The 14,199-nt window shown below is 56.1% G+C and carries 10 protein-coding genes; all 10 read left to right on the top strand.

The window, feature by feature from the left end:
- Positions 1 to 15: 15 nt before the first annotated feature.
- Positions 16 to 2,148 carry a YIP1 family protein gene (locus tag VE009_RS13290; RefSeq protein WP_325008327.1) on the top strand — a complete coding sequence of 711 codons (2,133 nt, stop codon included), beginning with the start codon at positions 16 to 18 and terminating at the stop codon, positions 2,146 to 2,148.
- Positions 2,145 to 4,406, top strand: a complete 2,262-nt coding sequence (locus tag VE009_RS13285) for a DUF5696 domain-containing protein (protein WP_325008325.1) — start codon at positions 2,145 to 2,147, stop codon at positions 4,404 to 4,406. Before VE009_RS13290 ends, VE009_RS13285 begins: the two co-directional genes overlap by 4 nt.
- Positions 4,403 to 5,269 carry a sugar ABC transporter permease gene (locus tag VE009_RS13280; RefSeq protein WP_325008323.1) on the top strand — a complete coding sequence of 289 codons (867 nt, stop codon included), beginning with the start codon at positions 4,403 to 4,405 and terminating at the stop codon, positions 5,267 to 5,269. Before VE009_RS13285 ends, VE009_RS13280 begins: the two co-directional genes overlap by 4 nt.
- A 45-nt stretch (positions 5,270 to 5,314) precedes the next feature.
- Positions 5,315 to 6,268: a carbohydrate ABC transporter permease gene (locus VE009_RS13275; RefSeq protein ID WP_414694857.1), complete on the top strand. Its 954-nt coding sequence runs from the start codon at positions 5,315 to 5,317 to the stop codon at positions 6,266 to 6,268.
- Between the two features lie 33 nt (positions 6,269 to 6,301).
- A complete protein-coding gene (locus tag VE009_RS13270; protein WP_325008321.1) occupies positions 6,302 to 7,009 on the top strand; it encodes an ABC transporter ATP-binding protein in 708 nt (235 codons plus the stop codon).
- The gene (locus VE009_RS13265) at positions 6,984 to 8,024 is read left to right on the top strand and encodes an efflux RND transporter periplasmic adaptor subunit (RefSeq protein WP_325008319.1); all 1,041 of its coding nucleotides are present in this window, start codon (positions 6,984 to 6,986) and stop codon (positions 8,022 to 8,024) included. Before VE009_RS13270 ends, VE009_RS13265 begins: the two co-directional genes overlap by 26 nt.
- 21 nt (positions 8,025 to 8,045) lie before the next feature.
- On the top strand, positions 8,046 to 10,895 hold the full coding sequence (locus VE009_RS13260; protein WP_325008677.1) for an ABC transporter permease: 2,850 nt from the start codon (positions 8,046 to 8,048) through the stop codon (positions 10,893 to 10,895).
- Between the two features lies 1 nt (position 10,896).
- On the top strand, positions 10,897 to 11,781 hold the full coding sequence (locus VE009_RS13255; RefSeq protein ID WP_325008317.1) for an ABC transporter ATP-binding protein: 885 nt from the start codon (positions 10,897 to 10,899) through the stop codon (positions 11,779 to 11,781).
- Positions 11,782 to 11,799: 18 nt separating this feature from the next.
- The gene (locus tag VE009_RS13250) at positions 11,800 to 12,498 is read left to right on the top strand and encodes a hypothetical protein (protein ID WP_325008315.1); all 699 of its coding nucleotides are present in this window, start codon (positions 11,800 to 11,802) and stop codon (positions 12,496 to 12,498) included.
- 113 nt (positions 12,499 to 12,611) lie between these two features.
- Positions 12,612 to 13,991: an ABC transporter substrate-binding protein gene (locus VE009_RS13245; RefSeq protein WP_325008313.1), complete on the top strand. Its 1,380-nt coding sequence runs from the start codon at positions 12,612 to 12,614 to the stop codon at positions 13,989 to 13,991.
- The last annotated feature ends 208 nt before the right edge of the window (positions 13,992 to 14,199 follow it).

Genomic DNA, 14,199 nt, shown 5'->3' with positions numbered 1-14,199 from the left:
TTTGGAGGGTTTTCCATGATACTAAAGCGAGGCGGGTGGCGCCTGATCTTGGCCTTGGTCGTCGTTTGCACCGCGATGCTGCCGGCGTCGGCTTTCGCCGACGTGAAATATTCGACGTACACGAGGAACAGCTACGGCCATTTGGTATATCTGCAGCCGGCTTACTTCCCCGTGGGCGTCATCGGCGCGGATCTGTACGTGACCGATCCGAACGATCCCGGCGTCCGCACGGTATCCTCTTTGAAAGAGCCGAAGGATTTGTTTATCGACGGCAAAGACGAAATCTATATCGCGGACACGGGCAATAACCGGATCGTCCATTTGTCCTCGGACGGGACGTTCCTGAGGTATCTGACCTCCCCGGAAGATCCGTTCAACAAGCCGGAAGGCGTATTCGTCACCGAGGACGGCGATATATTCGTGGCGGACACCGGCAACAAACGAGTGCTGCGCCTCGACCAGAACGGCCATGTGAAGCAGAAGTACGAGCGGCCGGATTCGAAATTTATTTCCGATAGTTTCGTGTTTACGCCCGTGAAACTCATCGTCGACAAGCGCGGGTTTTTGTATGTGGCGTCGCAAGGCAGTTACGAAGGGGTGCTCGTGCTCGATCCGGAAGGCCGGTTTCAAGGGTTCTTCGGCACGAATCGTACGGTGTTGACGCCGCTGGAAGCGTTGAAGAAATGGCTGTATACCGACGCGATGTACGAGCGGGAAGTGCTGAAAAGACCGGAGACGATCAATAGCCTGACAACCGATGGAAACGGGTACATTTACACCGTGACCGGCGGTTCCGCGAGGAGCAATCAATTGAAGAAGTTAAACACGCGCGGCATCAACCTGCTTCGCGGCTCGACCGGGTCGTTCGGGGAATATCTGAGATCGGACGCCCGGACGTCCGTCGTGAATCCGGCCGCCCGATGGCCGCAGTTGATCGATGTGGCCGTCGACCGCAACGGCAATATCGCGGTGGCGGATAAACAATTCAAATACATTACGCATTACGACCCGAATGGAAACTTGCTGTATTTCTGGGGCGGGCCGTCCGATTTCGGCACCTCTCAAGTCGGATTGATGAAAAATCCGGTCGCGCTCGATTTCAATTCGAAGAACGAATTGTACGTCCTTGACGACCAAGAAAACATCGTCCAAAAATTTCGCATGTCGGAATTCGCTCAGTTGGTCGACCGAGCGAACCAGTTGACTTTGTCGGGCTTTTACGAGGAAGGCGAACAATTGTGGCGCGAAGTGCTTCGGATGAATCCGCAGTTCAACCCCGCGATTTTGGCGTTGGCGCAGGCGGCGTACAAGAACGAGCAATTCGAAGAAGCGAAGCAGCTGTTTCGCGAAGCCGGCGATAAAGAAGGCTATTCCGAAGCGTACTGGCAAATCCGTCTGCGATGGTTTCAGCAATACTTCTCGTGGATCGCGAGCGGCGTTCTCGCCCTCTTCGTCCTGCTGCAGCTGTTCGACAAATGGACGAAGAAGCGCGGCGGGCGGGGCATTCGCCGCAATCGAAACGGCAGGCAGCTTCCTGAGTTCGCGCTGCATATGAAACATGCGTTCCGCTTGCTGAAGCATCCGATCGACGGGTTTACGGCCCTCCGGTACGAGGGGCAAGGGAGTTACTGGAGCGCGATTCTAATCTTGCTCCTCGTGTACGCTTCGATGCTGTTTCGCGAGTTCCATACCAGCTTCGTGTTTAACAACGCCTTGCGCGTCAATGTGTATACGATTTTCACGCAATTTTTCGTCGTGTGGATCGCCTGGGTCGCGGCGAATCACCTCGTCAGTTCGATTTACCGTGGCGAGGGGCGGCTGAGAGATATATTCATCGGCAGCGCATACGCGATGGTGCCGTACATCGTGGTAGGCGTCCCGCTGACGATCGTATCGAACGTGATGACGCTGTCGGAATCTAGCGTGTATCAGTTCGTCGATCAAGGCATGATTCTTTGGGTGGCGCTGCTCATTTTCTGGAAGGTTCAGTTTATCCACAATTACAGCGTCGGAGAGACGCTCATGAATATCATTTTGACGCTCGCCACGATGCTGGTTCTCGGACTGCTGATTTTCATTATGGTCGGGTTGACCCGCGATTTGATTTCGTTCGTGCTGGAAGTTCTTAGGGAGGTGGCTTTGCGATGACATGGATGAAACGACTCCGTTTGTTGAATCCCCGCGTCGCGATCGTCGCCGTCCTCGTCGCCGCCGCCGCATACATAGCTTCTACCGCGAAGATCGAGTGGCGCACCGAAGAGACGGCGACGGCGAACGCCGCGCCGGCGGCGTCCGCGCCGGCCGCCGCTCGCGACGAAACGGCGGGCTTACCCGCCGACGGCGATTTTCGCCCGGTCGCCGAAAACGAAACGTTACGGTTGAAGGTTCATGAGGCGACCGGGCATTTCATCGTCGAAGATAAACGCAACGGGAACGTATATCGCTCGTACCCGGATCCCGACTATTGGGAACGCGAGCAGGTGTCCAAAGTATGGAAGCATCACTTGTCTTCGCCGCTGATGCTGCAGTACGTCGATTTTTCAAAGCCGATCCTGCAGCCCAAAGAAACGAGCTTATCCGCCGAGGGCGGCGCGGTCAGCGGGATGCGGGAAATTCCGGGCGGCATCGAGATGACGTTCGAGCTGCCGGAATTAGGGTTTTCCATTCCGGTTCGCGTCAAGATCGAGCAGGATTACGTGGAGACGACCGTCGTCCGGGATGGAATCGGCGAAAGGGATCTGGGGTTGATCTGGGTCAGGCTGTATCCGTTCTTCGGCGCCGAGTACACCGAGGAAGATCCGAACGGCTATTTGTTCATTCCCGACGGTCCGGGCGCGTTGATCCGGTTCAAAGACAACAAGCTAAACGTCAATAAAATTTACGACGAGCGCGTGTACGGGAGAGACATGACGTTCCCGGGGCTGATCAATAACCGCAACCCGGTGGGCATGCCCGTATTCGGCATGAGGTCGGGAGGCAAAGGCTTCCTTGCCGTCCTTCACGACGGAGAAGAATACGCGAACATCGTCGCGTCCCCCGCGGGCGTGTTCAGCAATTACAACTGGATCGCGTCTCAGACGAACTTCCGCGCCAGCTTCCTGCAGTTCGCGCGAAGGAACGATCCGGTCGAATGGGGGTTCATTTCTTATAACGAAGACGAATTGTTCGGAAGCGACCGGGTGACGCGCTATTACTTGCTGGACAGCGGCAGCACGGACTATGTCGGCATGGCTTCCCGGTACCGCCAGTATTTGATGGACGAGAAAGGCTTGAAACGTTTTTCGCCCGAACATTCGGATATCCCGCTCTACGTCTCCATCATCGGCGGCGACCGGGAACGGGGGACGCTGTCCGATGTCTACATTAAAGGGACGTCTACCTCCGAAGCGGAACGGATCGTCGGTTCGATGCATGCGGGCGGGATTCGCAACATGACGGTGACATACGCCGGTTGGCAGGAGGGGGGCGTCAGCTCGTTCGGGGCGACCTTCCCGGTAGATTCCCGCATCGGCGGTTACGACGGCATGAAGCGGTTCGTGGACTATGCGCATCGTCTCGGTTACCGGGTATATTTGGACACCGTGTACGGCATCAACAACACCGGCGCGAACGGATTCCGCGAGGAATTCCACGCGATGGTCAATTTGGCCGGACACACGATCGGGGAAGAAGGCCTTTCCGTCGTCAGCGACAAATTCGCCGAACAGCTGATCAAGGCGGATTTGGACGCTTACAAGAAGTTGGGCGTCGACGGCCTTGCCGTGAACCGAATCGGCGGCCATTTGTTCAGCGATTACAATACGAAATACGGATCCGGCCGGGACGAGGCTAGGGATGTGCAGGAGAGGATCCTGCGAACGATCCAGGAGGAATTGGGCGGCGTCATCGGAAGAAGCTCAAACTTTTACGCCTTGCCGCACATCGACGTCGTCCAGGGGATGGCATCCGATTATTCCTACGACTTGTTCACGGACGAAGCGGTGCCGTTCGCGCAGATCGCGACGCACGGATTGGTGTCGTACACGTTCCGCTACGCGAACAACCGGGAAGAGAACGTGAACGATTTCTTGCGCGAGATCGAGTACGGAGCCGCCCCGTCGTACGTGTTTACCGCCGCGGAGACGAAGGAGTTTATCAATTCCTACAATACCGTCTTTTACAGCACCAATTACGAAGATTGGGGTTCGCGCGTCACGCAGGAATACGCGCGCTTCAACGAGGCGCTCGGCGACGTCCAGGACCAATTCATCGTCGGGCACAGGACGTTGGCGGACAAGGTGAAGGAAACCGTATATGCAAACGGCAAAAAAATTATCGTGAATTATAACACGGAACCGTACGCGGACGGCGACATTCAAGTGCCGGCGCAGGACTTCATCATCATTCCGGGAGGTGCCGGCCAGTGATCAAGAGGCTCAAATTGCGGTCTTCGCTTATTGAATACTTGGAAGGCACCCTGTTTATCGCTCCGTGGTTTATCGGATTTTTGGCGTTCATGGCGTTCCCGATCGGGTTTTCGTTCTTTATGAGCTTTCGCAAAGTCAATATCGTCGCGACGGGGATGACGAGCTACGACGTGGGGCTGGCCAACTACAAATATATTTTGTTGGAGGACGGCAGCCAGCTGTACAACGATTTATTGCCGTTCTTGCAAAAGACGCTCTTCATGATTCCGATCATCGTCATCTTCGCCTTGCTGATCGCCATCATATTGAACCAGAAATTCGCCGGACGTTCCTTGTTCCGAGCGATCTTCTTCCTGCCGGTCATCCTGTCGACGGGGGAGGTCGTGAAGGAATTTCTGACGCAGGGCGAAGGCGACCTCGGGTTCATGTCCAAGTACAACGTCTCGGACCTGATCAGCGCCAATTTGTCCTCTGCCTGGGCGACGCCGCTCATTTGGATTTTAGATTCGTTCGTCCTGATATTGTGGTATTCGGGGGTTCAAATCTTAATTTTCTTGGGCGGACGGCAGACGATTCCGAACTCCGCTTACGAAGCCGCCAGAATCGACGGAGCGGGCCCGTGGACGACGTTTTGGAAAATTACGCTTCCGGCGATGACGCCGTTTATTTTCCTGAACATGATTTACACGGTCGTCGACCTGTTTACGTTTCCGACGAACCCGATCGTGGCGAAGGTCAGGGACAGCGAATACGGGCAATTCAGCGCGCTCATTTGGATTTATTTCGTCATCATCAGCGCCTTCCTATGCCTGATCTTCATTCTTTTCCACAGAACGATGAAGTCGCACAAGCAGGCGGTATAACGAGTCGACAAAGGGGGTTTCGGCGTGAACAAGCTGCTGGAAAACATGAAACTGCGGACGCGGCAGGCGGACTTGTCCGGACTGATGGACCGGATCACGAGGCTGCGCTTCGCCATACTCGGCCGGGAGGCCGACAAAGGATTATTGTTCAAGCTCTTCATCTACGTCATTCTGCTCGATGCCGCCTACATTTATTTGAAACCGATCTTCCGCATGCTGTCCATGATGATTCAGAACGGCAACGATCTGCTCGATCCCGCCGTAAACTGGATCCCTACCGCCATCTATATGGGACACTTGCAAGAGGTATGGGAGTGGCTCGAATACCCGAAGGCGTTCGGCATGAGCCTGCTGCTCGCCGGGTCGGTCGCTTTGCTGCAGACGTTCTCGTGCGCGATCGCAGGCTACGCCTTCGCCCGGCTCAAGGTTCCGTTCAAATCGTTTTTGTTTTTCTGCTTGCTGGTGTCGTTTATCGTGCCGCTGCAGCTGACGATTTTGCCGAATCTGATTTTCGCGAGGGTGCTGGGCGTGCTCGACACGGCGATTCCGATCATCGTGCCGGCGATGTTCGGGCTGGGGTTGAAAGGCGCGCTGTTCGTCATCATTTACAGGCAGTTTTTCTCGACGCAGCCGAAAGAGCTGGAAGAAGCGGCGAAGATCGACGGCGCGAACGTATTCAAAGTGTTCTTTAAAGTGATGATGCCGCTGGCGAAGCCGGCGATCCTCGTGGTGTTCCTGTTTTCCTTCGTGTGGACGTGGAACGATTTTTACTTGCCGAGCATGTATTTGTCGAATGTGGAAGTGCAGCCGCTCTCCATGGGCATCACGAAAATCGCCTCGGTCATGCGCGCCGAAGCGGAATCGGGAGGACCGTCTATTTATACCGAACCGCTCAGCATGGCTACGACGTTCATGATGATCGTCCCGCCGATCGTCCTATACTTCTTCGCGCAGCGCTGGTTCGTCGAAGGCGTGGAACGGACTGGATTGGTCGAATAGTAGAAGCTTTTCCCGGCGAAAGGGGGGCGCAGGATGAGCGCAGCGGAACAACCGCAATATGCAGAACCTCTGTTGCGGGCGGAAGGGGTTACCCGAGTGTACGGACGCGGCGCGGAAGCGGTGCATGCGCTGAAAGGGGTTCACTTGACGATTCCGCCCAGAAAGCTGGTCGCGCTTCGAGGGCGTTCCGGCTCGGGCAAAACGACGTTGATCAATATCCTGGGGGCGCTGGACCGGCCGACGGAAGGAGCCGTCTACTTCAAGGGGATGGAAATCGGCGGATTGCCGGAAAAAAGCCGCAACGAGCTGCGCCGCAAAGAGATCGGCTTGATCTTTCAATCGTTCGGGCTCGTGTCGTTGATGTCCGCTTACGAAAACGTGGAGTTCGGGTTGCGGGTCGCGGGAGTGCCCGCTTCGCGATGCCCGGCGTATGCGCATGCGGCGTTGGAGGCGGTCGGCTTGAAGGGACGGATGCACCATAGACCGTTCGAGATGTCCGGAGGCGAGCAGCAAAGAGTCGCCATCGCGAGAGCGATCGCCCACAAGCCGTCGATCATCTTGGCGGACGAACCGACGGCCGAGCTCGACAGCAAAACAGGGCTTCACGTAATGAAGGTGTTCAGGGACCTCGTCCAACAGGAGGGAATTACCATTATATTGACTTCGCACGATCCCGCGATCAAGGAGATCGTCGATCACGTCTACACACTGGAGGATGGTGAAATTGTTAAAGAAGACTAGATGGTTCCGTGCGTCGGCGATCTGCGTCATCTTCGCCTCCGCGCTGCCCGGTTGTTCCCTTCTGCCTGTCGAGGAGCAGGAACTGCAGCCGCCGCTGGTCAAGCCGGTGCAGCAAAACATCGCCACCGCCGAAGTGAAGCGCGGCTCGATCATGAAACAAATCGTCGGCGACGCGACCTTCCAATCCGACCGGATGGAATATTTGTATTTCACGGAATCCGGAGGAACGTTCTCCGGCATGCAGGTGCAACTAGGCGACGAAGTGAAAGCCGGCGACGTGCTGGCCTCCGTCGAGACGAACGATCTGGAAGCGGAAATCGAGCTGAGAACGATCGATATGGAAAAAATCAAAATTTCGCTGGCGCAGGAAAAGGCGGACAAAGGACCGGACGATCCGTCGGTCCGTTTGAAAATGCTCGATCTGAAAAGCGCGGAAATTCGATTGAACGTCCTAAAGGAGCAGCTTCGAAAATCGAGGCTGACGGCGACGATGGACGGCATCGTGACTTACCTCGACGGCGTGAAACCCGGAGACAAAGTGTCGGCGTTCAAAGAGTTGATCACGATCTCCGACCCGTCTTCGCTGAAGCTCGTGTATACGGCCGGCAACCGCGCCGACCTGGCGGGCGTGGCCGTCCAAATGGAGGTCGACGTGGAGATTAACGGCCAAACGTACAAGGGGAAGGTCGTGCAAACGCCGCTGACGGCGCCCGCAAGCGACGATCAGGACATCGAAGAACGCAATTCCCGATCGATCGTCATCGACGTGCCGGACGCGCCGAAAGACGCCGGGATCGGGACGCATGCGAAAATCACGATCGTGACGGAACGAAGGGACGACGTTCTGATCATCCCGCGCTCCGCGCTGCAAACGTATTTGAACCGCGATTTCGTGCAGGTGCTCGAGGGCGAAAGCCGCAAAGAAGTAGATGTGGAGAAAGGGATCGTCACCTCGACGGAGGTCGAAATCCGGCAAGGGCTGCAAGAAGGGCAAAAGGTGATTTTGAACTATTAGGGGGGCTTGACGTTGGCATTAGTGGTGATGATCATCCGCAAAATGATCAAAAACAAATGGCTCGAGCTCAGCCTCCTGTTCGGACTTGTCTTGACCGTCGCCTTGACGAGCAGCTTGCCGATTTATACGAACGCGATTTTGCACCGCTTGCTCATCAAGGAGCTTCAACAATTGCAAATTTCGATGAATCAATATCCCGGCACCTATTGGTTATCGGCCAACCTGACCCCCGAAGACTCGCAGGGGAGCGACGTGACGGCCGCCGACGAATATTTGCGCGAAGCGGGCGGCAAATTCGGCATCCCCGTGCAATTTTTCGTGCGGGAGCGCGTGACCGACAAATACAGCTTCGCGCCGGCCAGCGCGGAGCAGGTCGATATCGACAATATGGTGTGGGCCGATTTGACGGCGATCAGCGACATCGAGCGCCATGTCCGCCTTACGGACGGCCGTCTTCCCGCCAAAGAGGCGGTGGACGGCGTCTACGAGGCGCTCGTCGTACCCGAGGCGCTGACCGAGTTTAACATGGTGCTCGGCAACGAATTTACCATTCGGGACGACGGCGTGAGCGAGACGATCCGCGTCAGGCCTGTCGGGGTCATCGAACCGAACGACCGCTCGGATTTGTTCTGGTATAACCATCCGGGGAGCTACAAAAGCAGCTTCCTGCTTGATTTCGACCTGTATACCGAAGAGTTCGTTCTAGGCGGCAAGCTCCCGGTCAAGTCGGGCTACTGGTACTTCGCTCTCGATTATTCGAAAATGACGCTGTCGTCCGTCGGCGATTTTCTCAGGACGGACCGGTCGATCGGCAAATTCATGAACGGCACATTCGAAGATACCGGTTCGAACGTTCCGGCGCTGGGCACGCTCGGCGTTTATTTCGAAAAAGAGGCGAAGCTCCGCATCCTGCTGTGGTCGTTGCACGTGCCGATCATGCTGATGCTCGCCTTCTACCTATACATGGTAGCCAATTTAATTACGGAGCGGCAGAAAACGGAAATCGCCGTGCTGCGGAGCCGCGGGGCCAGCCGCTGGCAAATTATCGCGAGCTACGCGGCGGAGGGGGCGATTCTCGGCGCGATCGCTTTCGCCGCCGGTCCTTACTTAGGCTTGTTGTTGACCAAGCTGCTCGGGGCGTCGAGCGGGTTCCTCGAATTCGTGCAGCGCGCCAAGGTAGAGGCTTCCGTAAACCGGGAAGCGTTCGAATACGCGCTGGCCGCCGTCGGCTTTTCCCTGCTGATGACGTTAATCCCGGTGTTTCTTGCGACAGGGGTGTCGATCGTCGGAAGAAAGCAGCAGATGGCGAGGCTCCAAAAGCTGTCGTTCTGGCACAAGTATTTCATCGACGTCGCGCTCATCGCCGTCGCGCTGTACGGGTTGCAAAATTACCAATCCCGCATTCGGCATATGCTGTCGTTCGGCATCCGTTCCGCCGCCGATATCCGGATCGATCCGCTGTTATTTTTAATACCGTCGTTTTTCATTTTAGGCGCCGCCTTGTTCTTGCTCCGGTGGTATCCGCTGTTGATCCGCCTCGTGTATAGGCTGGGGAGGCGCTGGTGGACGCCGGCGTTGTCGTCGTCGTTGGTTCAAATCGGCCGGTCTTCCTCCCAGTACCAATTCATCATGGTGTTCATGATCGTGACGATCGCCACCGGCATCTTCGGAGCGAGCGCCAACCGGACGATCAACAAGAACGTGGAAGACAAAATTTATTACGATATCGGGACGGACATCCGGATGCAAATTTATTGGCAGAACGACGCGCCGCCGCTCATCCTGTCGGGTTCCGACGATGAGGGGGCGGGGGATTCTCAAGCGGCGCCGAGGAGGACGCAATATTCCGAGCCCTCGTTTCTGCCCTTCACGGAAATTCCCGGCGTCCGCCACGCCGCGAAGGTGTTCATCAAGGAAGACGCGGCCGTGTTCGAAGGGAATTCCGCCAAGAGCGAAGTTCAGTTGATGGGAATTGAAACGTACGACTTCGGCCATACGGCCTGGATGCGAAGCGGGCTGTTGGAGTACCCGTTTAACAGCTACTTGAATCTCATGGCTTCGGAACCGTCCGCCGTGTTGATTTCCCGATCGGTGGCCGCGGAGCTCGGACTCCGGCCCGGGGATACGCTCACCCTCGGCTGGCGCGGAACGGATCAAGCCGATTTCATCGTATTCGCGATCATCGATTATTGGCCGTCCTGGAACCCCCTGCCGAACGTTCCCGCCGGAAGCGAGCGGGCCGAAACGCCCAAGCTGATCGTCGGCAATTTGCCGTACATCCAGAGCCAGCTCGCTCTCGAGCCGTACGAGGTATGGTTCAGGCTGCAGCCGGAAGCAAGCAGCCAAGAAGTGTACGACGCGGTTGCCGAAAAAGGGTACGACGTGCTGTCGGTGCAGAACGCGCGGCAGGAGCGGATTCAATCGATCAACGACCCGTTCATTCTCGCGATCAACGGCGTGATGACGCTGGACTTTCTCATTTCGATTTGCATTACGTTCGTCGGATTTTTGCTGTATTGGGTCATTTCGCTGCATGCGCGTACGCTCCAATTCGGCATCTTCCGCGCGATGGGCATCTCGTTCTCGAGGCTTATCGCCATGCTTGCGGGCGAACAAATCTTGATCTCGGCGGCGTCGATCGCGATCGGCATCTACACCGGTACGATCGCCAGCCGGTTGTTCGTGCCCCTGTTCGAGATGTCGTTCGATGCGCAGTCGCAAATATTGCCGTTCAAGGTGACGTTCGACCCGGACGATTACATGCGTCTGTATATGATTGTGTCGGCCATGGTCGCGATCGGGCTGGCGATTCTCGGTTACGTCGTGTCCCGCATCAAAATCCATCAGGCCGTCAAGCTGGGGGAGGATTAACTTGATCCACTGCGAAGGTCTCGTCAAAGTGTATAAGATCGCCGATCTGGAGGTGCTCGCTCTTCAGGGACTAGATCTGCACGTGGAAGCCGGGGAGCTGATGGCGATCATCGGCAACAGCGGCAGCGGCAAATCGACGCTGCTGAATATGCTCGGCGGCCTCGACCGGCCGACCGCCGGGCATTTGACCGTCGACGGGAAAGATTTGCTGAAGATGACGGAAAGCGACCTGGTGAAATACAAGCGGGAAACCGTCGGCTTTATTTGGCAAAACAGCGCTCGCAATTTGATTCCGTATTTGACCGCTCAGGAAAACGTCGAGCTGCCGATCATGCTTCGGGGGCGGCGCAAGCGGCAGCGCGCGCTCGAATTGCTGGATGCGGTCGGATTGCTGCATCGTCGGAAAAACCGATTGAACCAATTGTCCGGAGGGGAGCAGCAGCGGGTCGCCATCGCCATCGCGCTGGCCAACCAGCCGAAGCTGCTGCTGGCCGACGAGCCTACCGGTTCGGTGGACACGAAAATGGCGAATCAGATTCTCGAGCTGTTTCGGGAGTTAACCCGAAATTTCGGCTTGACGGTCGTCGTCGTCACGCATGATCCTCAATTGGCAAAAAAGGTGGACCGCGTCGTGGCGATTCGGGACGGCAAGGCATCTTCGGAAATCGTCCGCCGCACTTCGTACGCCCAGGAGCTGATGGAGCTGGAGATGGGCATGCGGAAACAAGAGGAAGAGGCTTTTATCGAGTACGCGGTGATGGACAAAGCGGGCCGGCTGCAAATCCCCAAAACGTACCTCGACGAGGTCGGAGCGGGGGACGCAAGCCGCATGCAAGTATCGTTGGTGGACGGCAAAATCGTGCTGACGCCGCCGAAATCATTTTAATCGGAGGGGTGCTGTTTTATGAGAAAGGCGTTAACCTTCATTGCCATGATCCTTGCGATCGTATCGTTGGCCGCATGCCAAAAGACGGAGCCGGCCGCCGTATCCTTGGAGGGCAAAAAGCTGTTGTACGTGGAGAAGGCGAGCAGCGGCGGGGACTTCCTTACCGTCTCCCAAATAAAGAAGATGGGGTTCGAGGTGACGGAAATTTTCGACGGAGACTTCACGACCGAATCGGCGGAAGGCTTCGACCTCGTCTTCGTCAGCTCTTCCATCAGCTCCGGCAAAGTCGGAAGCAAGCTGTACAAATCCCCGGTACCCGTCGTGTACGCCGAACCGCAAAACATAAGCGACATCGATTTGGCCGGTTGGGACGATACCGTAGACAACGGGACCGTTCCGGGGCAAACGATCGCGATCACGAATCCCGACCACCCGATCGCGGCCGGCTTCAGCGGGAACGTCGACGTGTACAAATCGGAAGGCGCTATCGGCTTCGCGAAGCCGGGCGGCGACGCGCAAATCGTGGCGACGGCGGCGGACGACGAGCAGAAAGCGGTCGTCTTCGCCGTGGAGAAAGGCGGCAAAAACTTAAACGGCCATCCGGTGCCGGCGCGCCAGGCGTTCATCTACCTTGATCCGGACAGCGTGGTATATCACACCGAAGACGGGTGGAAGCTGCTCGAGGCCGTCTTAACTTGGGCCGTATCGGGAAAATGAGGTAAACAGCCTATAAATGTCGAACGTCACCCTAATCATAACGCCTTCGCCTTATAGTAAGATTCTCTTGAAAACGGTTACTCAAATTGGAATTCATAAAGGGAGGTTCTTGGATGATGAAAAAATGGTTTGCCACGACGACTGCGCTCGCACTTATACTTGTCGGGACCGCCGGCTGCTTCGGCGGGGGCGCTGCGCCGACCGGTACCGACGCGACCGAGAACAACGGCGATGCGGAAACGACGGAGGGCGGGGACGCCGCGGCGGTGAACACGACGCCGGATAACGTGCTGTTCTTCTACACGGCGCAAAATAAGATTTACGAGGAAGAAGAAAATTTCGAGCGGCTGATCGGCCAGTATATCCGTAAGAAGTTCCCGGATATCGAACTCAAGCACGTGCATTGGAACGACGGCACCCGCTACGAGGATTTGATCGCGAAAGGTACGATTCCCGATATCGTACTGGAACAGGTGCGCCGCAACACGACAAGGATGATCGTCAGATTCGGCATGGAGTACGACATGTCCGACCTCATCAAAAAGTATAACTTCGATACGAGCGTATTGGACCAGGCGATGCTGGAAAACTCGAAATTGGCTTCGGACGGAAAGCTGTACTCGCTGCCGTTCGAAAACGACGAATTCGTGCTCGTATACAACAAAGACATCTTTGACAAATACGGCCAAGATTACCCGTATGTCGGCATGACGTACGACGAAGCGTACGAACTGGCCAAAACGATGACGAGACAGGACGGCGACGTCACGTACAAAGGCTGGCAGCAGCACCCCAGCCATTACATGATGTACAATCAGCTCTCGGAACCGGCCCTCGATCCGAACGAAGACAAAGCTTCGCTGACGACCGACACCTGGGTGAAAATCGTGGATAACATGAGACGGTTCTACGATATTCCGGGTAACCAGTTCACGTCGACCTCGGAATTCCCGAGGGGGAGAATGGCCGTTTCGGTCGATACGTTGGAGAACGTAACGAAATGGTCCCGCGAGTATCCGGATTTGAACTTTGCGTTCGGGGCGGTGCCTGTGTTCCCGGAGGCGCCGAATTCCAAATACATGCCGAACCTGAACGGGCTGTTCATTACTAAACAATCGAACAAGAAGGATCTGGCGTTCCAGGTGATTTCCTACCTGCTTTCGGAAGAAGTGCAGCTGGCGAGGGCCAAGGACGCGCTCGCCGGTCCGTTGATGAACGAGACGGTCGTTCAAGCGTTCGCGCAGAACGTGCCGGAGCTGCAAGGGAAGGACGTTCATAACATCTTCGCTTTGAAGCCGGCGGTGCCGAAGGCGCGCAAGCCGGGCCTCACCTTCGTGAACCCGAACGTATGGGGCGTGTTCCAAACGCATATCTTCGAGGAATCGAAAGATACGCCGACGGCTCTTCGTTTGATCGAGGAAGCCATGAACAAACAGATCGAAGAGACGGTCCAGCTCAAAGCGGCCGGCGGCGATTGGTGGAAACATCAATAAAACGGAAAATAAGCGGTGCACTATGCAAAAGGGCCTCCCTGTTCGGAGGCCTTTTCTATCCTTCCGCCGGATCGGCGTGGGCGGAATGACACGATTCGCCTATACAATAAGTAAACATCACCTATAATGCCTCAAATTGAAACTTGTATAATGATAAAAACCAAGAGAACCAATAATTGTTATTTGCATTATTAGGCTTTTTGAGGCG

Origin of the sequence: Paenibacillus sp. (assembly GCF_035645195.1) — a bacterium.
In the GTDB taxonomy this organism is placed as follows: domain Bacteria; phylum Bacillota; class Bacilli; order Paenibacillales; family YIM-B00363; genus Paenibacillus_AE.
Note: the sequence above shows the minus strand (reverse complement) of the source record. Positions and strands in the feature narration are given on the sequence as shown.